The sequence below is a fragment of the Hamadaea sp. genome, assembly GCF_013362815.1.
Taxonomy (GTDB): Bacteria; Actinomycetota; Actinomycetes; order Mycobacteriales; family Micromonosporaceae; genus Hamadaea.
The window spans coordinates 245748-266712 of sequence record NZ_JABFVK010000013.1 but is presented as its reverse complement, the minus strand read 5'-3'; the positions used below and the strand labels follow the sequence as shown (position 1 = coordinate 266712).

The 20965-nt window shown below is 67.7% G+C and carries 26 protein-coding genes; 12 read left to right on the top strand and 14 right to left on the bottom strand.

Annotated features, from left to right (window positions below; translation table 11 throughout):
- Nucleotides 1-9: 9 nt before the first annotated feature.
- Complete coding sequence (locus HOV77_RS06285) at nt 10-501, bottom strand: quercetin 2,3-dioxygenase (RefSeq protein ID WP_290858827.1); 492 nt, start codon at nt 499-501, stop codon at nt 10-12.
- A 60-nt stretch (nt 502-561) separates the two neighbouring features.
- Here HOV77_RS06285 and HOV77_RS06280 point away from each other — a divergent pair, with 60 nt between their 5' ends.
- Nucleotides 562-1221 carry a TetR/AcrR family transcriptional regulator gene (locus tag HOV77_RS06280; RefSeq protein ID WP_290858825.1) on the top strand — a complete coding sequence of 220 codons (660 nt, stop codon included), beginning with the start codon at nt 562-564 and terminating at the stop codon, nt 1219-1221.
- Between the two features lie 284 nt (nt 1222-1505).
- On the opposite strand, the gene HOV77_RS06275 is transcribed toward HOV77_RS06280, so the two are convergent.
- Together HOV77_RS06275 and HOV77_RS06270 are read right to left on the bottom strand one after the other, a co-directional pair.
- Nucleotides 1506-1769 carry a YciI family protein gene (locus HOV77_RS06275; protein ID WP_290858823.1) on the bottom strand — a complete coding sequence of 88 codons (264 nt, stop codon included), beginning with the start codon at nt 1767-1769 and terminating at the stop codon, nt 1506-1508.
- A gap of 26 nt (nt 1770-1795) precedes the next feature.
- Nucleotides 1796-2242 (bottom strand): MarR family transcriptional regulator, encoded by a 447-nt coding sequence (locus tag HOV77_RS06270; RefSeq protein ID WP_290858821.1) that lies wholly within the window; start codon nt 2240-2242, stop codon nt 1796-1798.
- Here HOV77_RS06270 and HOV77_RS06265 point away from each other — a divergent pair.
- The 7 genes from HOV77_RS06265 (at nt 2230) to HOV77_RS06235 (ending at nt 8540) form a co-directional block, all read left to right on the top strand.
- Nucleotides 2230-2595: a DoxX family protein gene (locus HOV77_RS06265; protein ID WP_290858819.1), complete on the top strand. Its 366-nt coding sequence runs from the start codon at nt 2230-2232 to the stop codon at nt 2593-2595. The genes HOV77_RS06270 and HOV77_RS06265 overlap by 13 nt on opposite strands.
- Nucleotides 2596-2962: 367 nt before the next feature.
- Nucleotides 2963-3319, top strand: coding sequence for a DoxX family protein (locus HOV77_RS06260; RefSeq protein WP_290858817.1), 357 nt, complete (start codon nt 2963-2965; stop codon nt 3317-3319).
- Nucleotides 3320-3603: 284 nt separating this feature from the next.
- Complete coding sequence (locus HOV77_RS06255) at nt 3604-4749, top strand: sensor histidine kinase (protein ID WP_290858815.1); 1146 nt, start codon at nt 3604-3606, stop codon at nt 4747-4749.
- Between the two features lie 43 nt (nt 4750-4792).
- A complete protein-coding gene (locus HOV77_RS06250) occupies nt 4793-5455 on the top strand; it encodes a response regulator transcription factor (protein WP_290858813.1) in 663 nt (220 codons plus the stop codon).
- Nucleotides 5456-5535: 80 nt separating this feature from the next.
- On the top strand, nt 5536-7581 hold the full coding sequence (locus HOV77_RS06245) for an MMPL family transporter (protein WP_290858811.1): 2046 nt from the start codon (nt 5536-5538) through the stop codon (nt 7579-7581).
- A gap of 48 nt (nt 7582-7629) precedes the next feature.
- Nucleotides 7630-7926, top strand: coding sequence for a hypothetical protein (locus HOV77_RS06240; RefSeq protein WP_290858809.1), 297 nt, complete (start codon nt 7630-7632; stop codon nt 7924-7926).
- Between the two features lie 116 nt (nt 7927-8042).
- Nucleotides 8043-8540 carry a DinB family protein gene (locus HOV77_RS06235; protein ID WP_290858808.1) on the top strand — a complete coding sequence of 166 codons (498 nt, stop codon included), beginning with the start codon at nt 8043-8045 and terminating at the stop codon, nt 8538-8540.
- A gap of 39 nt (nt 8541-8579) precedes the next feature.
- On the opposite strand, the gene HOV77_RS06230 is transcribed toward HOV77_RS06235, so the two are convergent.
- Together HOV77_RS06230 and HOV77_RS06225 are read right to left on the bottom strand one after the other, a co-directional pair.
- Entirely contained in the window at nt 8580-9533 is a 954-nt protein-coding gene (locus tag HOV77_RS06230; RefSeq protein WP_290858804.1) for a phosphotransferase, read from the bottom strand.
- A complete protein-coding gene (locus tag HOV77_RS06225; protein ID WP_290858802.1) occupies nt 9512-10105 on the bottom strand; it encodes a hypothetical protein in 594 nt (197 codons plus the stop codon). The genes HOV77_RS06230 and HOV77_RS06225 overlap by 22 nt, the downstream gene beginning before the upstream one ends.
- A 114-nt stretch (nt 10106-10219) precedes the next feature.
- On the opposite strand from HOV77_RS06225, the gene HOV77_RS06220 reads away from it, so the two are divergent.
- Nucleotides 10220-10669, top strand: coding sequence for a DUF4878 domain-containing protein (locus HOV77_RS06220; RefSeq protein WP_290858800.1), 450 nt, complete (start codon nt 10220-10222; stop codon nt 10667-10669).
- Between the two features lie 117 nt (nt 10670-10786).
- On the opposite strand, the gene HOV77_RS06215 is transcribed toward HOV77_RS06220, so the two are convergent.
- The gene (locus tag HOV77_RS06215) at nt 10787-11533 is read right to left on the bottom strand and encodes a phosphotransferase (RefSeq protein ID WP_290858798.1); all 747 of its coding nucleotides are present in this window, start codon (nt 11531-11533) and stop codon (nt 10787-10789) included.
- Nucleotides 11534-11651: 118 nt separating this feature from the next.
- On the opposite strand from HOV77_RS06215, the gene HOV77_RS06210 reads away from it, so the two are divergent.
- A complete protein-coding gene (locus HOV77_RS06210; protein WP_290858796.1) occupies nt 11652-12302 on the top strand; it encodes a hypothetical protein in 651 nt (216 codons plus the stop codon).
- A gap of 33 nt (nt 12303-12335) precedes the next feature.
- Here HOV77_RS06210 and HOV77_RS06205 read toward each other — a convergent pair whose 3' ends face one another.
- Both HOV77_RS06205 and HOV77_RS06200 read right to left on the bottom strand, forming a co-directional pair.
- Nucleotides 12336-13337 carry an aldose epimerase family protein gene (locus HOV77_RS06205; protein WP_290858795.1) on the bottom strand — a complete coding sequence of 334 codons (1002 nt, stop codon included), beginning with the start codon at nt 13335-13337 and terminating at the stop codon, nt 12336-12338.
- A gap of 53 nt (nt 13338-13390) precedes the next feature.
- Nucleotides 13391-14065 carry a hypothetical protein gene (locus tag HOV77_RS06200; RefSeq protein WP_290858794.1) on the bottom strand — a complete coding sequence of 225 codons (675 nt, stop codon included), beginning with the start codon at nt 14063-14065 and terminating at the stop codon, nt 13391-13393.
- 142 nt (nt 14066-14207) lie between these two features.
- On the opposite strand from HOV77_RS06200, the gene HOV77_RS06195 reads away from it, so the two are divergent.
- The gene (locus HOV77_RS06195; RefSeq protein ID WP_290858791.1) at nt 14208-14669 is read left to right on the top strand and encodes an ester cyclase; all 462 of its coding nucleotides are present in this window, start codon (nt 14208-14210) and stop codon (nt 14667-14669) included.
- 67 nt (nt 14670-14736) lie between these two features.
- Here HOV77_RS06195 and HOV77_RS06190 read toward each other — a convergent pair whose 3' ends face one another.
- Complete coding sequence (locus tag HOV77_RS06190) at nt 14737-15210, bottom strand: NUDIX domain-containing protein (RefSeq protein ID WP_290858789.1); 474 nt, start codon at nt 15208-15210, stop codon at nt 14737-14739.
- Nucleotides 15207-15935: an XRE family transcriptional regulator gene (locus HOV77_RS06185; protein ID WP_290859683.1), complete on the bottom strand. Its 729-nt coding sequence runs from the start codon at nt 15933-15935 to the stop codon at nt 15207-15209. Before HOV77_RS06185 ends, HOV77_RS06190 begins: the two co-directional genes overlap by 4 nt.
- A gap of 185 nt (nt 15936-16120) precedes the next feature.
- On the opposite strand from HOV77_RS06185, the gene HOV77_RS06180 reads away from it, so the two are divergent.
- Nucleotides 16121-16717 carry a helix-turn-helix domain-containing protein gene (locus HOV77_RS06180; RefSeq protein WP_290858784.1) on the top strand — a complete coding sequence of 199 codons (597 nt, stop codon included), beginning with the start codon at nt 16121-16123 and terminating at the stop codon, nt 16715-16717.
- A gap of 124 nt (nt 16718-16841) precedes the next feature.
- On the opposite strand, the gene HOV77_RS06175 is transcribed toward HOV77_RS06180, so the two are convergent.
- The 4 genes from HOV77_RS06175 to HOV77_RS06160 all read right to left on the bottom strand — a co-directional run bounded on the left by HOV77_RS06175 (nt 16842) and on the right by HOV77_RS06160 (nt 20945).
- Nucleotides 16842-18053: a hypothetical protein gene (locus tag HOV77_RS06175; protein ID WP_290858779.1), complete on the bottom strand. Its 1212-nt coding sequence runs from the start codon at nt 18051-18053 to the stop codon at nt 16842-16844.
- Between the two features lie 486 nt (nt 18054-18539).
- Nucleotides 18540-19265: a hypothetical protein gene (locus HOV77_RS06170; RefSeq protein ID WP_290858776.1), complete on the bottom strand. Its 726-nt coding sequence runs from the start codon at nt 19263-19265 to the stop codon at nt 18540-18542.
- Between the two features lie 46 nt (nt 19266-19311).
- Nucleotides 19312-20205 carry an NAD(P)-binding domain-containing protein gene (locus HOV77_RS06165; RefSeq protein WP_290858774.1) on the bottom strand — a complete coding sequence of 298 codons (894 nt, stop codon included), beginning with the start codon at nt 20203-20205 and terminating at the stop codon, nt 19312-19314.
- Nucleotides 20202-20945, bottom strand: a complete 744-nt coding sequence (locus HOV77_RS06160; RefSeq protein ID WP_290858772.1) for an IclR family transcriptional regulator — start codon at nt 20943-20945, stop codon at nt 20202-20204. Before HOV77_RS06160 ends, HOV77_RS06165 begins: the two co-directional genes overlap by 4 nt.
- Nucleotides 20946-20965: the final 20 nt, after the last annotated feature.

The following is a 20965-nucleotide window of genomic DNA, read 5'->3' as shown; positions in this document are numbered from 1 at the left end:
TTCGACGCCTCAGTGAGTAGGCGGCGGACCCAGCAGCTCGATCGCGTGCCGTGCCGCGGCGTGGCCGAGCGCGATGGGGTCGATCGGGCCGGGTTCCGGTATCTGCCGCGTCTTCGCCGGTTCACCGGCTTCGGCGGCGAACTGCTCGAAGCCGGGTGGCGTGGTGATCTGCAGGACCCGCAACGGTTCCCCGGCCCCGACGATGAAGGTATGCGGCAGCAGGGCGGGCAGCAGGACGAAGTCGCCGGGCCCGGCCGAGAACGCTTCGCCGTCACACCGGAACTCGGCGGTGCCGGACACGACGTAGAACAGCTCGTCCTCCTTCAGATGCCGGTGCAGCGGCGGGGCGAATCCGGGCGGATTGACGAACTCGACGACCGTGAGCGCACCGTGCGTTTCGGCGCCGGTCGCCTTGACCGTCATCAAGCTGCCGGAGAACCAGAGCGCCTCGCCCTCGCCGTCGCGCAGCACATAGGGACGAACCGATTCAGACTGGATCATGATCTGCTCCCAATTCATCGTACTGCCGTCTAGTGAATATGTTGCTAGTATGGCAGAAGCATGAGTGATGTCAACAGCGCCAAGAAGCGGCGGAGCTATCGATCCCCCACCCGTGACGAAGGAGCCCGGCGCACCCGGCAGGCCATCGTGACCACGGCGGCCGAGCTGTTCACCGAACGTGGGTACGCCGCCACGTCGCTCTCGGACATCGCGACCGTCGCCGGGGTCGCGCGACCTACCGTGTTCGCCTCGTTCGGTTCCAAGCCGGCGCTGCTACGTCAGGTACTCGACCAGGCGCTCGCCGGCGATGACGAGCCCGTAGCCGTCGCCGATCGCCCCTGGTACCGACCCGTCTGGGACGCTACGACGCCGGGCGCTGTGCTCGACGCGTACGCGGAGGTCTGCGTCCTCATCGGCGGCCGAGCCGCCCGCCTGTTCGAAGTCGTCAGGCAAGCGGCCGACGACGGGCCAGAAGTCGCGGAGCTTTGGACCACCCTGCAGCGCAACCGTCGAATCGGCGCGAAGATGGTCGTCGACCATGTCCGGACACTGGGCGATCTGGCGCCCGGGCTCGACACCGACACGGCGGCAGACGCCTTGTGGGTGTTCAACGATCCCGCCCTGTACGCCGCGCTCGTGCTTCAGCGTGGGTGGGCCGAGGACACTTTCCGGCGCTGGCTGGCGCACCGTATGCGCGACGCCTTGCTGACGACCTTCTAACCAGGTCCTCCCCCGGCGACCTGCGATTCGTCATCGGATCGTCACACCGATGGGGCACGGTCGTCGTGTTCGGCGCGCACCGTACACCGGCGGCCGCTGCCGCTGCCGCGGTCGTCGCCACCGGCACCGGCTCCACGGAGCAAACGGCGACCGCGACTCAGCGCGCTTCGCGGTCAGCAACTGGGCGCTGGCAGCGGCCGTCCACCAGCCCGCCGCTGCGCGCCGGTTGACCCGGCTGATGAGTTTGCCGGTTGACGACTCGACGGTGGACTAAAGCGCAGGCATCACGAGAGCATCTCGTCCGCCCAATCCTTCAGCTCGTAGGACGAGACCAAGCCTTCCAGCGCGAACGGGTCTCGCTCGGCGAACTCCTCGGCCGCCGCGCGGTGGCGGAAGATCGCCATGTTGCCGCCGTCCGTGAACGGGCCGATGCCGATGATCTCGCCACGGTTCTGGAATTCTTCGACGAGCTGCTTGTGCCGCGGATAGACCGCCATGATCTCGTCCCTGGTCCGGCCGGCACTGGCTCCGATGACGACTGTCTTCACGACACCTCCAAGATTGGGCCACCCCATCAGCCGAGTACGCGCTCTTGCCGTAGTAACAAGATCCTCAGCGTCGACGCCAGGGCGTCACGCTGCCCAGCTGACAACGGCTCAAGATACGACTCGTTGACGTCGATCAACGCGCGGAGCGCTCGGTCGGCGACCTTGCCACCCTTCGCGGTGAGCCTGACCAGCGATCCGCGGCGGTCAGCCGGGTCGGCCCGGCGACGGATGAGTCCGGCCCGCTCGAGCCGGTCCAGTCGAGCGGTCATGGCCCCCGTGGTGATGAGCGCGGCACGAGCCAGGTCGGTCGGCTTGCTGCCGTCAGGACTGCCGATGCGGTGCAGCGTATTCAGGACATCGAAGTCGGCGATGCTGAGCCGGAAGGTGTCCAGCGCGGCACCCGCCGCCCGTTCGAAAATGGGCGGTGACGTCACGCAAAGCGGCGAGAGGAGCACCTCCCATGCTGGTTGCATATGTTGTGATCACCGTCGCGGCAGCGATCGTCTTCGCCTGTGCCGCCGTCCTGAGCATCACCGGCCACCCGTCCGTGATTCGAACTGCCGAGGCCGTCCGAGTGCCGACGTCGTGGATGGTTCCGCTCGGTGCCGCACTGGCGGCCGGATCCCTCGGCCTGGTGGCCGGATTCGTCATCCCGGCCCTGGGCACGGTCGCCGCCTGCGGCCTGGTTCTCTACTTCACCGGTGCGGCGGTGGCTCACTTTCGGGTCCACGACACCAACCTGAACAACTGGATCAATTGGGCGATCTTCTTCGCCCTCGCGGTAGGCACGCTGTCCGTGGCTCTCGCCCATCACGGCCCGGCGTGAGGCGCACCGGTTTTCGAAGGGAATGAGTCGGCCTCGGCAACCAGTCGAGTCGCACCGATCACCGCCGCCCACCTCCGCACGTCGGTGGCCAGCAGGAGCGCATCCGCGGTGTCGCCGGATTCTTGGGCAAGCTAGGCGAGCAGAACCTGCTGCGCCAGAACCCCCGTCACATGACCTGCTCGGGCTGCCGCCTGCGCAGACTCCTGCCAGGCCGCAGCGCTGTGTGACCTGGCCGACTGCCGTTCATAGGGTCCAAGGCCGCTTCGTCTCTGTTGGTGAGCAGGAACGGAGCGCGTCCCTGCCACGCGAAGCCAGACAACCATGAAAGGGCACGCCGATGAACACAACCCTATGGATCTTCGCCGGCTTGCTGGCCGCGATCCTGCTGGTCAGCACGTCCAAAATGTTTATTCCCCGGGAGAAGATCGCCGCTGTGGGCGGTACCGCCGCGCAATGGGTCTTGGACTTCAGCCCCACCGCGCTCCGGACCATCGCCTCGCTCGAACTCCTGGCCGCAGCGGGACTGATCCTGCCCGCGGCACTCAACATCGCCCCGATCCTGGTACCCATCACGGCCACATGCGTGGCAGCGCTCTTCGCCGGGGCCGTGACCATGCGGCTCCGCCGCGGCGAACGAGCGACCGTCACACCCGACCTGATCTACCTCGCGCTTGCCATTTTCCTTGCCTGGGGCCGGTTCGGTCCCGAGTCCTTCACCGGCTGACCATCGCGGTGAGATCGATGATCCAGATCTGCAAACCGTCAGGGCCGGAGCGTGTGCGCCTCCCTCGTGCAGGGATGGTGGCCGCTCTCCTGGGGCAGGCGTGACCCTCGGGAGAAGGCGCAGGCTGAAGGCATGATCGAGAAGACGCACTGCGTCGCGGTCAGGTCTTGGCATCTACCGCTTCCCGCGACTGCCCGTAGCCAGTCACTAGGTACGCGAGGTGTGGACACGGCGTACGCATGGAGTGCACGTCCGGGGCGGTCGGTTGCTCGTATCGTCGAGATGTGAGCGAGGCGGCGGCACGGAGTGTGGAGGGCTGGGCGGCCCGGCTGAGTGACCGCGTACGCGGACTCGCCGCCGCGCACCCGGTCGCGGTCGACGGCGCCATCGCGACCGTGGCCGGCGTCTCGGTGCTGACGTCGTCGGCGGTCGGCGGCGCGGGCCGGACCGCCGCGGAGCACACTCTCGCCGTCGCCCTGGTCGTGGTGGCGGCGGGGACGTTGGCCGTACGCCGACAGTGGCCGATGGCGGTTCTGGCGGTCACCTACGGCGCGGCCGCTGCGTACTTGAGCGTAGGGCTGCCACCCGGCCCTGTCGTGCAGCTGCCGGGGTTCGCGCTCTACACCGTCGCCGCCTGGCGTCCGCTGAAGACGTCGGCAGCAGCCTGCCTCTTGGCGGTGGGCGGCGCTCTGATTCTGGCGCGGGGGGATTCCGCCCTGTTCCTGTTCCTCCTGGGTTGGCTGGCCCTACCGTGGGGCCTAGGCGTCGCCGTACGCGCATACCGACGAGTACGCGACGAGCTGGTCCGGGGTCAGCGCCTGGCGGCGGCCGCCGGGGAACGGCTCGCGATGGCGACGGAAGTGCACGATGCCGTCGGGCACAGTCTCTCGGTGATCAGCATGCGGGCCGGCGTCGCGTTGCACGTGCTCGCCGACCGGCCGGAGGAGGCCGAAGCGGCGCTGCGGGTGATCAGAGAGGTGAGCGGCCAGACGCTGGCCGAGCTTCGAGCGACGTTGGCAGCCTTTCCCTCGGCCGCCGCGAGTCGACAGGGTGGACTTGGCTCGCTGCCGACGTTGGTACGCAACGTGTCCGGCGGCGGTCTGACCGTCAACCTCACGCTCACCGGCACCGCCGCTCGCGTCGCCGAACCGGTGGATCAGGCGGCGTACCGGATCATTCAGGAAGCGCTGACGAACGTGTTGCGGCACTCCCAGGCGACCCGCGCCGAGGTGGGCATCGCGTTCGCGCCGACCGAGCTGACCCTGTCGATCTGTGACGACGGCACCGCCGAAGTCGCCTTCCTCGAAGGCCGCGGGCTGGCCGGAATGCGGGAACGCGCGTCGTCACTCGGCGGGACGCTGTCGGCCGGGCCACAGGAGGGCGGCGGGTTCGCCGTGCGGGCCACCTTGCCCTACGAGGTGCGCCCGTGAACAGCACCACCGGCACTCGCACCGACGACGTGGAGGCACAGCGATGACCATCAGGGTTGCCGTCGTCGACGATCAGTCGGTGCTCCGCATGGGGTTGCGGGTGTTGCTGTCGACGGAATCAGATCTGGAGCTGGTGGGTGAGGCAGCCGACGGCGCGCAGGCGCTGCGAATGATCCGGCAGGAACGCCCGGACGTCGTCCTGATGGACATCCGTATGCCGGGGATGGACGGGATCGAGGCGATTCGCCGGTTGGCGGCCGACGCCGAGTTGGCGGCAGTACGCGTCGTCGTGCTCACCACCTTCGATCTCGACGAGTACGTCCTGGACGCACTGAGCGCGGGAGCCTGCGGCTTCGTGCTCAAGGACGCCGAACCAGCCGAGCTCCTACGAGCCGTCCGGGTCGCCGCCGCGGGCGACGCGCTACTGTCGCCGCAGGTGACGCGTACTGTGATCCGTCGGCTGGCGGCCCACGGCGGGACGTCCCGCCCTGATCCGGCCCTGTCGACCCTCACGGAGCGGGAACGGCAGGTCGTGGGTCTGCTCGCGGTCGGGCTGTCCAACGACGAGATCGCCGCCCGGCTGGTCGTCTCGGAGGCGACGGTGCGTACGCACATCAGCCGCGCGCTGGCCAAGACGGGTGCGCGGGACCGTGCGCAGCTGGTCGTACGCGCGTACCGGGGCGGATTGCCGATCCCCGAGATCTGAAACGCTGCTCGGCGCAGTGTGCAGCCGAAGACCCACCCCACGTTGACGACGTAGGTGCGCCGGCGGCACACCCTCGACGCATGCGAACTCTGTGGCAGCGAATCGGTCTGGTGCCGTCCCACCGGCCCGGAAAATGGATCGTCGTGGCGGCGTGGCTGGCGGCAACTGCCACGGCGACGCCGGTAGCGGGGACGATCGGCCAGATCATGGCCAACGACGAGCGCAGTTGGCTGCCCAGGAGCGCGCAGTCGACCCGGGCCGTCGACATTCAGAAGACCGAGTTCCCCGCAGCCGACCCCGCCGACCTGCTCGTCGTGTACGAACGGGCATCCGGGCTGACGAGCGGGGACCTGGCGACAGCACAGGCCGATCGAAGTCGGCTGACGGCGTACGCGGACACGCCGATCGGTCCGGTGACGCGCTCATCGGACGGGAGGGCGCTCCTGATCACCGTTCCGATCGCGAGCTCCACGCTGGAGACCGGCGAGGTGGAGTCCATTGTGGATGCCGCTCGGGACGTGCTGGCCGGCTCTGCCCGCGATGGGCTCACCGTCCTCACCACTGGTCCCGCCGCGTCACGGGCGGACACGACGCGGGCGTCGGGCACGGTGGAGACCGGGCTCCTGATCGTGACGCTGGCACTCGTCGCACTGATTCTTGCGGCGACATACCGCAGCCCGATACTCGTCGTCGTGCCGCTCGTCTGCGTCGCCCTCGCCAGCGTCACAGCCCAGGCCCTGGTGGCGACCCTCGCCCGGTACGCCGGACTGAACGTCAACGGCAGCAGTCTGGTGCTGCTGGAAGTTCTGATCCTCGGGGTGGGAACGGACTATGCGCTGCTGATGATCTCCCGCTATCGGCGGGAGCAGGCGATCGAGCCGGATCGGCCCGCTGCGATGGCCCGAACCACGGTCAACACCGTGCCGACCGTGCTCGGGGCAGCCGCCACGGTGATCGCGGCCTCGCTCGCACTCCTGCTCGCCCGGATGAATTCGACGCGCAGTCTCGCGCCGATAGTGCTGATCGGGGTGCTCTGCGCGATGGCCGTGATGACGACGTTGCTGCCGGCCGTGCTGCTCCTGTTCGGGCGGCTGGCCTTCTGGCCCCGCAAGGCATCAGCCCGTTCCAGCGGCGGGTGGCAGCGCCTCGCCGAGTCACTCGACCGCAACCCACGCAAGGTGTGGACGACGTCCGCGCTCGCGCTCGGAGCGCTCTCCTTCGGCGCGCTGCTGCTCACGATCGCTGCGCCGCAAGGTGCGCAGGCGTTCACGCGTACGCCGGAGTTCGTCGCCGGGCAGCAGATCCTGGCCCGGCATTTCCCGTCCGGTTCCGTGTCACCAGCCCAGATCTTCGCGCCCACCGCGTACGCCGACCGCATTCGGCCCGCTGTCACCGGTGTCCCCGGCGTCGCAGAGGTGACCGACTCAGAGGTCTCTCCGAATGGTTCATGGACACGGATCACGGTGGTACTGGCCGACGATCCGGGTTCGACCGCCGCTCGGCGTACCATCCGCCAATTGCGCGCGATGACGGCGGAGATCACGCCGGACGCGGTCGTCGGCGGCCGGACAGCAGCCACCCTCGACCAGAACGAGGCCATGATCGCTGACCTGCGGACGGTGGTGCCGTTGACGATTCTCGGCATCGCGATCGTCCTGGCCCTGCTCTTGCGGACCCCGGTCGCCGCCGCGGTCCTGGTCGGCTGTGTCCTGTCGTCGGCCGGAGCCGGCCTCGGCATCGCCGGCCTGGTGCTCGCCGCGATCGGCCACCCCGTCGTCGACCCGGCCGCGCTGCTCCTCGGCTTCATCTTCCTCGTGGCGCTAGGCGCGGATTATGCGATCTTCCTGATGAGCCGAGCCCGGCAGGAGGCCGAGTCAGCCGGGCACCGCCAAGGCGTGCGGCAGGCGCTCGTCGGCACGGGTGGCGTCATCACCAGCGCAGGGCTCGTGCTCGCAGCCACCTTCTCGGTTCTGATCGCCACACCGGTCGTTCTCAACCTGCAGATCGGCATCCTCGTCGCAGCCGGGGTCCTCGTCGACACCTTCGTCGTCCGCACTCTCCTCGTGCCGGCGCTCGCGCTCGATCTCGGTCCCAGGACGTGGTGGCCGAGGAGGGTGCAGGTGTGAAGGCAGGTGCCGTACGCGGTGTCGGTGGGTTGGCCTACTGTTGGCCCCATGTCGTCCGAGGTGAGACGCACCAGGCAGTACCGGCTGCACCTGGCCGGGCTACGGCTCGCGCTGTCCGGCATTCTCACCTGCGGCGTCTCGGCCGTGCTCGGCGAAGTCGGCCACCTCGTGACCGCCCTGGTCACGGTGCTGGCAGGGTTCGTGTTGATCCTCTATGGCCTGCTCCTGACCAGCCTGTCGCTGATGGCCATCCGAGACACCCGAGGCGACCTGTCGATCTGGGCGACCACTCGATGCGCCCTACGGGACCTGCTGGGCTTCGCCCGGCCCCTCGACCGGCCCTGAGCGCCCTCATGCACGGACACGCCGCATGATCGACAGCCCGAAAAGTGTCACAGAAGGCTCCGTTGATGACACGAAACCGGATGTCGATCTTGACCAGGAAGCAGGACAGAGCAGAGATGACCTCCGATCGGGTGAAACCCGACGCCATGTACCAGCTCGGCGAGCGCGACCTGCTGACCACCATGCTGGACAACCATCGCGCCACGCTGATGTGGAAATGCTCGGGGCTGACCGACGAGCAGCTTCGGCTGCGATCGGTGGAACCGGCGACGCTCTCGCTGATCGGCCTCGTCCGTCACCTGACCGGAGTCGAGGACGGCTGGCTGGCCGAATGGGACGACCGCGAGCCGACGATGATCTACGGCACCGGCGGGGCGTCCTTCGACGAGGTGGACACCGCCGACGTGGCGGCCGCTCTGGCGGCTTGGCAGGCCCAGGTCGTCGAATCACGGCGCATCGTCGCAGCGCACGACCTCGACAAGGTCCTTCGATACAGCGACGGTGATGAGGTGTCCCTGCGCTACGTGCTGGCGCACCTGATCGAGGAGTACGCCCGACACAACGGCCACGCCGATCTGCTCCGGCAGCGCATCGACGGCGCGACCGGCGAGTAAGGCGCGCCCGCGAGTAAGGCGCGCCCGGCGAATGCCACCTCAGAGCGAACGGATCAACCTCGTGACCAGCGGCCGCAGTGCCTGCACCCGTTCGCGCCGCCACGTCGAGATCATCGGCATGACGGTGTCCGGAATCGTCGCCGCTCTGATGCGCCACACGCCGCTCTGCGCCACCACGAACCGCGCCGCGTCGACTGGCAACATCTGGATCAGCGCGTACGCGCGATCGGTCGCCACCTGCGGACCGTGGATGTGACCGGTGCCGACGATGTCGGCGGCCAACTGGGCGAGGTCCAGCCAGGGCGAGCCGGCAGCCGCGTACGCCCAATCCAGCAAGGTCGCCGAACCAGTCTTCGCGTCCACCGCGGTGTTGTCGGCACGCAGGTCGCGATGGACCAGCGCGTCGCCGGAGGTCCACCGTTCCCAGCCGGCCACCACCTCGGCGGCGCGGCCCGCGTATTCGGCTTCCCAATCGTCCGCCGGTCCCAACGCGAGCACCCGCTCCCAGCCGTCGAAGTCGAAGATCCGCTCGACGACCGGCCGCAACACGTTCGGCGCTCGATGTTCGCCGACGATCCGGCACGCTCTCACTACCGCCTTGATCGACTCGTCGGTCCACGGCCCGTTGAACGTTCCGTCCACCCATGTCGTCACGAGCGCGACCCAGCTTCCCCATTCGACGGTCGCAAGGCGGCGCGCGGCCGGCACCGTTTTAGGCAGTGCGTCGAGGACGGCCGACTCGCGATGAAGCAGCATGTGGTTGTGCGCCCGGACCTCGGACGAGATCGCCTTGGCGAACACACGTCTCCCGTCGGCCAGCTCCAACGCGGCGGCCGGACCCGGCGACATCCCGCCGTGCAGATCCCGATGACCGACGATCGCGCTGCCGAGCGCCTCGGACACAGCCGCCCGCAGCGGCACAGGCGAATCGCTCCAGGCCGTCCGCGGCGTGAACAACCCCGTGTGCTGCGTCAACGCGCTTGTCCCACCCACGCGTCGATCTGCCCGACCGCCACCCGCACGGCCGCGACCGCCCGCTCGATCACGACCGCGTAATCCGCCACCGAGCTCCGGTAAAGCTCGACCAGCCGCCGGTCGGCGTCGGCCAGCGGCACCCGGCGCTCGGCCCATAGCGAGATCACCCGCTCGCGCTGCGAACTGACCGTCCCGAACGCCAGCTCCAGCTCACGGCCCACACGCTCGACCGCCGCCAGCGCCAGCGCGAGGTCCGGCGGCAGCAGCGCCACCGGCTCGCCGCGCAACAAAGAGCTCAAATCCAAGCCGCGGGCACTGACCGTGTTCACCGCGGCCACCCACTGGGTCTCGGTCACATCTTCAGGGGTACGCGCAGCGAGCCAGACGTCCAACGCGACCATCTGCTCGCCCAGCACGCCGTCCGCCAGGTGCGACGAATCAGTCTCGGCGTGGAACAGCACCGACAACTGCCGCAGATGCGTTCGAGCCCAATGCCGGGTCTGCCGCCGCTGGCGGTACTCCTCCGCCGCGAAGGCCAGGTAAGCCCCCAGAAAGACGGTCGCGAACTGAACGGCGATGTCAGCGAACACGTACGCACGCTACTCCGCACGCGACATGCCGTGGTGCCGCGAAGGCAGTCGTTTGGCCCCGCCACCTAGGCTGACCTCATGACTGTTCCACCGCCGCCTCCCTACGGTTCTCCGATGCCGCCGGCCCCACCGGCGAAGAAGCGTTTCTTCACCCTTCCGAAGATTCTGATCGCGGTCGGCATCGTCGTAGTCCTTTGTTGCGGCGGTCTCGCGCTCGGCGGCTACAAGCTGTTCGACACTGTCCGAGATGCGGTCACCCCGGCGCGCGACGCCGCCGCGGCGTTCCTGGACGACGTCGAAGCCGGCGACGACGCCGGGGCGTACGCCATGTTCTGCGACTCGATGAAGCAGATCGCTACCGAGAGCCAGTTCGAGTCGCGCATCGAGCAGCGCGGACGAACCAAGGATCACAAGATCACCGGTGTCTCCGTCAACTCGACCAACGGCAAGACCTCGGGAACCGTCACCGCGACCCTGACGCTCGCCGACGGCAGCACCAAGCAGACGATCATCGTCCTGACCAAGGAGGGCGACGCCTGGAAGGTGTGCAGCAACCCCTTCTGACGGGTCAGACGGTGTAGCCGCCGTCGACCGCAAGCGTCGTGCCGGCGATGTAGTGTCCGTCTCCGCCACGTGCTGGACGAGGTCATCGAGTCCGCTTCCTGACCTGCCTCCAGCGAGTCACATCCGGGCGCGCAGCACGTCGAACTCGCAGCCGGGCGAGTCGGGGTCGAAGCCGTGCTCGATCAGCCAGCGAGATGCCACCAGGCTGCGCCACGACCACCATCCGCGGATCACGTCAGGGTCGGCATCGGTGCCGTAGCCGCCGAGCAGATCGTCCAGGCATTCCTCGTGCCCGAGCGTCAGAACGGCGAGGTCGTACATGGCGTCGCCCTGAGCGGCCTCCGACCAGTCGATCACACCGGTAACCGCGTCGTTCTCGACGAACACGTGGGTGATCTGCAGGTCGCCGTGTATGAACACCGGTTTCCAGGGCCGCAACGCCGCCGCAGCGACCTCGCGGTTGCGCATGACTAGATCGGCGGGAAGGACGCCGTCCGCCAGGAGCAACTCGCATTCGCTGTCCAGCCGAGCGACAAGCTGGTCGAGATTCTTCCCAGGCCAGGGCGGCAACGGCGCATCGTGCAACGCCCGTATCGCCGCACCCGCCGCGGCCCAGTCGGACGGCGACGCGGGCGACGGCTCGCCGAGGCGGCCCAGAGCAGTCCCCCGCACCGCCGCGAGCGCGAGCACGGGCGGCTTGCGCCACAGCACCGTCGGCGTCGGGACCGGCGCCAAGGCCATCGCCTCGACCTCGACGTCGATACGCGTCTGATCGGCGTCGACCTTCAGGAACACGTCGCCGACGCGCAGGGTCGCGCGCTCGGAATGCGCTACGACGACCTGAACCTCATCCACGACGGCCATTATCGCGGAACGATCATCGACGACGCCCCTGGTTTTCGGCGTAGCGGCCGAAATGCGTCATGACGGACTCGGGCCCATCGCACCCTCGTGGTTTGACGTCATGCCCGAGGATTGATGCATGACGTTCGCACTCGGGATCTTCGAGCTGTTCACCTATGCGATTCCCGGCGCGATGCAACTCGCGGTCCTGCTGTACCTCGCCGTCCGACTCGACCTTGTCGATTGGTCTCAGATCACCTCGGCGTCCGGTGTTCTGCAGCTCGCGGCCGTACTGATCGCCAGTTACCTTCTTGGCCACACCACCTACGTGGTGAGTGGATTAGTGGACCGCGTGACGACGTTCGGGTTTCGCAAGGACGCATCGGACGCGTGGGAGAAGGTTGCTGGTGCCGCACAGCGAGCAGGTGCACCGGCGGTACCACGGATGGACGTCATGTTGCTGCTCGCCCGAATCCAGTTGAGCCACCTCGATGCTGCAGCTGAGATCAGTAGGTTCCGCGCGACAGGACTCATGCTCCGCAGCGCGGTAGTACCGATGGCCGCGGCGACGACCGTCGCGATGGTGGAATCCATCGCGGGACCGCGGCACCTTCTCGCCATGACTTGCACGGTGCTCTCCGCCTTCATAGCCATCGGGTTCGCCTGGTATGGACAGAAGATGCGGTTCTGGGCGAACACTAAGACCTTCGAATTCGCATGCTGGACCGGTGTCGCGCATCCTCCCGGGGAGTCAGGGCAGCCTCTCGATGGGAAGAGCGCGGCTGCCTGATCGCCGGCCACGTGCAAGCCCGACTCCGCGAGGTCAGCCGACTCGCAGTTCCGTGCGGCTGCGATAGTCCTCGCCGGGCCGCAGCGTCGCACTCGGGTACGCCGGTTCGTTGGGCGAGTTCGGCAGTCGCTGCGTCTCCAGGCAGATCCCGGCGTACTGGGGAAAGAGCTCGCCGTCGAGCCGGTTGCCCGTGTAAACCTGGATTCCGGGCTCGGTCGTCCACACTTCCAGCCAACGACCGCTGACCGGGTCGGCCAGCCGGGCGGCCCGGCGCGGCCGGCCGGTCGCCGGCAGCAGCCAGCAGTGGTCGAACCCGCCCGCGACGGCCAACTGCGGATCGTCGGCCTTCAGGGCGTCGCCGATGAGCTGCGGTACGCGCAAGTCGAAGGGCGTACCGGCGACCGGGGTGGACGGGCCGAACGGGATGGCCGCCTCGTCGATCGCGAGGTACGCCTCGGAGTCCACCACGAGTTCGTGGCCGAGCACGGAGTCGGACCCGGCCAAGTTGAAGTACGCGTGGTTGGTCAGGTTCACCACGGTCGGCCGATCCGTACGCGCTTCGTAGTCGAGCGCCAGAACACCGTGCTCGTCGAGCGAGTACGTGACGGAGGCGGTGAGCGTACCGGGGAATCCCTGGTCGCCGTCGGGACTCGTCAACGTCAGCCGCACCACAGCGCCGTCCAGCGCCTCGTCTGTCCAGATGCGACGGTCGAAGCCGTCCGGCCCGCCGTGCAGCGTGGTGTCGCCTTCGTTGGCGGCCACCGCGTACGCCTGACCGTCGAGCTCGAAGCGACCACGAGCGATGCGATTGGCGTAGCGGCCGACGACCGCACCGAGATACGGGTGCCGTCCGGCGTACGCGTCGATGTCCTGTAGCGCCAGCACAAGCGGCGCCCCGTCGACCGCGAACCCGTGCAACGTCGCACCGAAGGTGAGGATGTCGGCCGTCACGCCGTGCCCATTGTCCAGCCGCCACCGGCCGACCTCCGTGCCTTCGGGAGTCGTGCCGAACGGGTGCCGCGTCGCAGTGCTCATGAATTCAGTGTGGCGGCAGCCCGTCGCAAGTGGCGTCCGGTCTGGTCATCTGCTCAATCAGTGAGAGTCAGATCCCGGTCCTCCAGCTCCCACGCGTGGTCGAGCATGTGCCAGGTGCACCGCCGGATCAGGAATTGCAGCGCCCACGATCGCGCCGGCTCGCCGCTGCGGTGATGCTCCCGGATCTCCTCGACAAATTCCATCCGGTACGCACGAAGAGCCTCCGCGCCGCCGATCGTCTCCCGCGGCACCTTCACGCCGACCTTCGGCGCGAACTCGCCGATCTCCGCGCCGTTGACATGCCAGATGATCTCGTCTCGCTCCCGGCCGCCACCCCGTGGACCTTTGCGGAGTTCGGCCGAGACCCGTGCGGCGACGGTGTCGAACAGGATCCACGACGCCCGTAGCAACGCGATCTTCCGCTCACACTCGGCGTCGGTCATCGGTTCGGTCTCCGGGGTCGCCGCCCGGCCGGAGACACCGTAGTAGTCGGTCATCCCGATTCCGTCGAGCTGCTCGATCACCTCGAAATCGCCCGTGGCCGTGAACTCGGCGCCATACCCGGCCAGTTCGGCGACTCGGGCGTACCGGGGCCGATAGGTGGCGAGGACGGCGAGCGCATCCGCACCGATCCGGGCGCTCCGGTCCCAGCCCGGCCAGTCGAACGCGCACGCGACCAGCCGCTTCTTCTTGCCCTGTTCGAGCATCACGCGAACCGGTTCGGCCATGCCGTCACTGTATGCCGCTCGCCCGCCCGGCGCGGGGCCCGCAATTGGCCCAATGGACCCTTGACGCGCAGCCGTAATGGGTCTGAGCTGGTGTTATGGCGTCCACCACCGGGACGTCGAGCACAGCGTGAGGGGGCACGCAATGGCTTCGATGGATCACAAGGACATGATCCGGCGGATGACCGACGAGCTCTGGAACAAGGGCAACCTCGAGATCTGCGACGACATGTTCGCCAGCAACTGTTCGTTCCACGACCCGAGCTTCCCGATCGACGGCGTAGCCGGGATGAAACAACAGGTCAGTGAACTTCGGGCGGCTCAGCCCGACCTGCACATGGACGTCCAAGAAGTGATCATGGACGGTGACCTGACCTGCGCCCGCTGGACGTGCGGCGGCACCGCGCGCAACGAGTTCCGGGGGCTTCCGCCGACCGGCAAGAGCTACGTGATGACCGGCCTGACCATGGACAAGTGGGAAGGCGACCGGATCGTCGAGGAATGGGTCAACTACGACCTGCTCGGCGCGCTGACCCAGGTCGGCGTGATCCCGCCGATGTCGGAGACGCGATCCGCCGACCGACAGGAGTCCGGCCTCGCCATGTGACCCGGCCAAGCCGAAGCCGACCTGGTACGGCGGCACCGGGTCGGCCGGATACGCCGGGTCGCGCTGTTCAGCCTAGGTATGGAGTCGAGCGTCGTTCGGCGAAGTGACGCAGTCGGAGCCGGATTGTCTCGTGCATGGGCAGGGCGTCGAGGTCTGCGGGGTGGACGAAGCGAACATCGGTGGACTCGTTGCTGCGTTGGAGTTCGCCGCCGGTGACCGTGCCGGTGAAAGTGATGTTGAACTGCTGCCGGACCTCTCCGTCGTCGTACGCGATCACGTGGGCGGGGTCGGTGTAGATGCCGACCAGGCCGGTGATCTCAATGTCGAGGCCGGTCTCTTCGCGTACTTCCCGGATGACGCACTGTTCGAGCGTTTCGCCGATGTCCATGACCCCGCCGGGTAGCGCCCAGTTGCCGGAGTCGGCTCGGCGTTGGAGCAGAATGCGGCCTAGTTGATCGGTGACGATGGCCGAGCCGCCAGCAACGATGGTCGTCGCCTGGGGGGCGTTCGGGTCGTGGTAGTAGTCGCGTCGGCCGGTCAAGATGTGCCTGCCCGTGGCGGGTACGGGGTGACGGTTTGCCAGATCTGCTCGAACTGGTCGGCGTACGAGGCGAAGATTCCGTGCGGGGACAGCTCGCGCAGGTGCAGCGCGGTGTGCTGGTAGCCGCGTGCCCGGTACAGGTACGGGGTGACGATCATCTGTGTGTCGAAGCGGAACACCGCGTTGTACAGGTGAACCGTGTGCAGGCCGACCTGAACGCCGCTGACGTCGAGGAGCGGGCCGAAGAAGTTCAGGGCGTTGCGGATGCGGCCGGGCAAAGTGCCGCCCATCTGTTCGAGCTGGTCGCGTTCGGCGACGTGCGCGCAGTCAGGGTCGGCGAACGCCATCCGCAGTCGCATTCCAGCCTGACACTTGGCGGTGAGCAGGGGAACGGCTTCGGGCATGGTCTCCACGATGAACGGGTAGGCGTAGCCGAGCAGGTCGACACGGTCGCCCGCGCCCGACAGCAACGTCGCCCAGAGCGCCTGTGGGATGTCGGCGCGGTGGGCGTACGCGCCGACCACCTCTCCCAAGACGTTGCCGCCAGGCGCGAGGTCCGGCCGGGACTGCGGCCAGAGATCGGCCTCGCTCTCGCCGAGGACCACGGCGACGGCGATCCGGGTTCGCTGGTGTGGGACGCGTCCGGCCAGCCATCGGTTGACTGTCTTGACGTCAACCGACACGGCAGAGGCGAGCCCAGCGGAGTCGAACTGGGCTCTCAGCATCGCCGTACGCAGGCGCGGACTCACGCTGTCCACGGTAGCGGACGCAGGCGGGACGTTTCGAGACCGTTGAAGTGTCCGAACAGACGTCCCAATGGGCGTTCCAACGTCCCACGTGCGATCCCTATCGTCGCGGCGGGGCGTTTCGCGGAACGCCAATATGCGCCGGGGCTGCGTCAGCCCTCACAGTGGGAGGGGCGATGGACGAACGGAGAAACCAACGGCTGCGCAACGCGATGAAGGCCGCTGGTCTGACCTACCTAGCTCTGGCGACCAGAGTTGGCTGCAATCTCAAGACCGCTCAGCGATGGTGCAACGAAGGCCGCGTGCCTCGTCGGCAGCGGGCGCAGCGGGTGGCCGATGTCCTCGGGGTCTCGGCCGAGTGGTTGTGGCCGTCGTTCGCAACTGAGCCAGGCGGTGCGGACGCCCGGTCGGCGATCGAGATCAGCCTGCAGCTGTCACCGGAGACACGGATCGGTGCCGACCAGGGAGACGACCCACCCGCGCTGTGGATCCGCACTGATGCGGCGGCGGTGAGCATCGCGCTCCGAGCGATCGGCGACAGCCGGCCATTGGATCGCAGCGACCTCGAGATCGCATCCGACATCGTGATGGCGGCGGCCGATTTCCGCACCGCCATCGTGACGGAGTTGACGAAGACAGGAGTGATCATGATGCCCGACCGGCGGCCGCGCAATCGACGCTCCCTCAACGGATGGCCTACATCGCAGGCGAACGCCGGTCCGAGCGCAGTCGGACGTGAAGCGTCCCGCCCCGCAGAGTGACGGGTCCGGGACGGGACGGGACGCGTCGCGGACGGCCGGAAGCACTCATGGATGGATCGTCGCCGAAGTCGTAGTGGGACGGGTTACGGGGCAGTGCCAACGTCGTCGATATCCTTCTGCTCGATCACCGAATCTCATAATCAACCTGATGTATTTCGTCAAAATAAACTACGCGCCAATCGAGACCGAGCTCCTCTTTTACTCGTTCAGCGAGACGTTTGCCTCGTTCAGCAAAATCAACCTTCTGTCCCACGGTGACGAAGCCCGAATCAGCCGGATTATCAATATCCAAGGTGGAATCATATTCCTCCGACCAGGAAAGCAGCTCATCCCTTAGCTCGGTAGAAAGCGGAAAATCATGGGGAGAAATATCCACTCCGTTCAGCCAAAGAGGATAGCATCCATACTCTGGCATCACTTTGACTGATTTCATGACCGGAAGTTCGCTCCCACGATGTACCCATTGCTCCCTGTCGTAAGCGCCATTCGGTAGGTACTCCCCCCATATTCGAACTCGACAATCGGTCGCCACGACCGTCTCCGAAGCGTCGACGGCTTCGGCCGACTCGGTCTGCGCAGTTGCAGTTCCGGCATCATCGGCCGAAACAGCGGCGTCCGCCGAAGCGAGGTCCAGCTCCGCGGAGACCGTACGATCGGCTGCGTTGTTGACCGCGTTCAACGGCGTGCGTGCGACGCACTCGGGCACGTCTGGCGTCGTCAGCGCACACGCTCGAAGCTGCACCAGTTGCAGCCGATATTTCCAGTCCGCTCCGTACGCATCGGCGAACGCGCCATAACCAGCGGTGACCTTCACCCGCGCCGACGACGCCACCCCATCGGCACGCGAAACCCGCAATACCAGCGACACCGCAGCCGCCGATGCCTTATCCAGGGGCGCGACCTCCACCCGGACCCGGGCCGGCGCCGCCGCCACCGCAGCGGCACGATCAGCCGCAGCGACATCGCCCGCAGCCGGGATCACCGGCTCGACCCGAACCGGCAGTCCACCCACCGTCGTCGAGGTAGCCGATCGCGTCAGACCATCCGTCGCCACTGGCAGGTCAACCACCGCCGAAGCGGCGGTCGGCCACACCGGCGTCTGCGCCTGCCACGCCGGCATCGCCTGCGCCTTCGGCGTCGCATTCGCCGACATATTCGCCACCGCGACCGACTTGTCCGACGACGATGCCGTCGCCGACTGTGCCAAAGCCGGATTGGCAGGCAGCACCCCGACCAAGCCCGCGACCAGCGTTACGGTCAGCAGGCGGGCGACACCACCACGCAGGCCAAACCTGCGTGCGGGCACGCTGACAACCGATCGATCCCCCGTGAACATCCGACACACCTCGACAAAGTCAGACGGCAATGCCGGAGCATTGCATCGGGCTCAGCATGGCCCACCGTCAAGATCACAAAACGGACTCGTCCGAATCCGGCAGGTGAATCCAGTTTGGGCAAGCGACTACCGCAGCCAGCAGGACGATCCGCGAGGTCGATGCGGAGTCGTCTGGCAAGCTCGAGTACCCGTGGCCAGCGTTTCGCAGCCGATTTCGAAGATCATGTGCCCACCATCAGCGCGGAGGGCATGGTTATGCGCAGACCATGGGAACTTGATCACCAGAATGGCCGCGTTTCCGCTGGCCCAGGGCACTTGATCTTGATCCCCGAACGGTCGGTCATGACGAGGCGCGGACGACCGGGTGATCACCGGCGAGGACCGCGGCCAACAGAACGATCCGCGCCGGGTCGATGCCTCGCAGCGCGAACGCCCTACAGGAGTCCGCCGTGGATCGCAACGACGACGGCGCCGCAGCCGAGAAGGTTAGGTCAAGGGGCTTTGGTCTAGCTCGTTGAACAGGACGTAGCTGACGATGCTCCGAGACCTGAGCACCTTCAGCGCTTTACGTCGATACGCAATGAGGTATTCGATCTGCGTCGGCGTCAGGGACTCAAGCTCCACCGCTGGCGGCTTCCCGTAGTAGGTGCAGCGAAATACCAGTGGCACAGATGCGATGGCAAGCAGCAGAAGCAGCCACATGGGAATCATCAGCAACCAGCGGTCGGACAGCTCGGGGAGCCTTGCGTACAGGGCGGCTAGCGAACCGACAGCACACGCACCTTCCATCGCAGCGATCCCGAGGATCGTCCTGCTCCACTGCCGGTACGGCGTGGTCAGCCAGTCGACCCACCAGTGCAGAACCGTGAGGCAACCCATGAGGAAGCCGGCGGCGCAGAAGATCTGCAAGCCTGCCTCGAACTCCTCGGGCCGCACCCGGAGAACCATCAGAAATGCGATGCCAGACACGACCAGCCCGCAGATCATCACCACGTATGACGCCGCGACCAGGAACTTGCCGAACCACGACCGGCGCTCGTCCCGCTCGCGCCGCGCCAGCTCGATCGACGCAGACTCGCGTACCACCCGGTTCAGCTCTTCTGGCTCGAACTTCGCGGACGGATCAACGATCGTGGCCCACTCGGGTGCATCCATCGCTGTCGCCCGAGGCACAGCCAGCCCCTTCCCTCCCCGCGCGAGGCGCAGCCGCATCGCTTCCTCATACGTGGGCGCAATGTTATCCGGGGCTGCGATGCAGTCAGAACGAGGCGTCGACGACGGCGGCCGCGGCGACGTCCAACGCGCCGTGGCCGGTCGACTTGAACACGGTCAGGCGGTCGTCGACGACCGGGTGGTCGCCGGCAAGGACCGCGCCCAACATTACGATCCGCGCCGGGTCGATGCCTTGCAGCTCGTACGCCCCGGCCGGCGGGGCCGACGTGGCCGCGCCTAGCCATTCGGCGTACAGGAGTCCGTCGTGGATCGTCTCGGCGTCCAGTTCGTGCCCATGTGATCCGCCGACCGAGCTGACGTGGGCGTACGCACGCAGCCAGGAGCGCCGCAGCACCGGTTCGCGCGCACCCGTGCAGCAGAACACCGCGTCGGATGCGCGTACGGCGTCCTCAATGGACGCTGAGTCGGCGTGAGGATGAAGGCGGGCCAAGTCGCGGGCGCGCTCGGGGTCGCGTCCCGCCACGATGACGGGCGTCTGCGGTCGAGTGACGGCCAACATGGCGAGCTGTGCGGTCGCTTGCACGCCGGTGCCGACGATGGCAATGCAGTCCGGCTGCCGTCCGCGTACGCGCAGACTCAACGTCGCCGACGCCGCTGTGCGTACCGCCGTGAGAGGCTCGGCGTCCACCACGGACAGTGGGCGGCCGTCGTGTTCGTCGAACAGCGCGACCAGGCCGCGATGGCTGCTGCGACCGGGTTTCGCGGGGTCGGCGAAGACCGAGACGAGCTTGGCGGCGAGCCCGAGACCGGGCACGTACGCGGGCATCGCGCCGAGCAGGCCGGCCGGAGCGAGAGCCGCGATGCGAGGCGGAGCTGAGACTTCGCCGCGGCTGAGCGCGATCAGGGCGAGCGCCACCGCGTCGAGTACGCGCTGCGGGTCGAGCGCGGCCCGGGTCTGCGCGGCGTCGAGGACCCTCATCGTTCGGCCACCTCGCCGAGGACCGTGGAGACCTGAGCGGTGGCGGCGGTGAGTTCACGCCGGAGCTGACGCAACCGGGTCTGGGTGAACTCGGCGTCGGGGCCGACGATCGTCGCCGCGCAGAGCGGACGGCCGTTGGCAGCGACGACGGCCCGGCTGATGGAGGCGATGAGTTTGTCGTTGCGCCCGTGTTCCACGGCGAATCCGTCGGCGCGTACGCGATCGAGGTCGGCGGCGATGTCCGCCGGATCGTGGCCTTGCGCTTGGGCGACCGCCACATACGGATCCCGAGCGGGGCCGTCGAGCGCGGCGACGAGGGCGAGTGGACCGGCGAAGCGGTGCACCGGAAGTTGCTCGCCGAGCAAGTCGCTGATCATGCCGAGGCGGCTGGGCCGGACGACGTCGATGACGCGCGACCGGTCGGTCTCCAGGACTTGCAGGTTCACCATCATCTCCGTCCGTTCGGCCAGGTCGATCAGCGTCGGGCGGCACAGCGCGGTCAGCGAGTGGTTCGTCGCGGCGGCGGACAGCCCGATGGCGGTGGGACCGGGCAGGTAGTGCTCGCCGACTCGCATCACCCAGCCGCGGCGGACCAGATCGAGCAGGACCCGGTACGCCGTCGCCCGATGCAGTCCGGCGGTCTGCGCGAGTTCGGCCAAGCGCTGAGGGCGGTCGGCGCGCGCCACCGCCTCGACGAGGTCGAGCGCTTTGTCGACCGCGGAGCTGGCGGATCTCGGCACGGGCGGCCTCCTGCGGTACA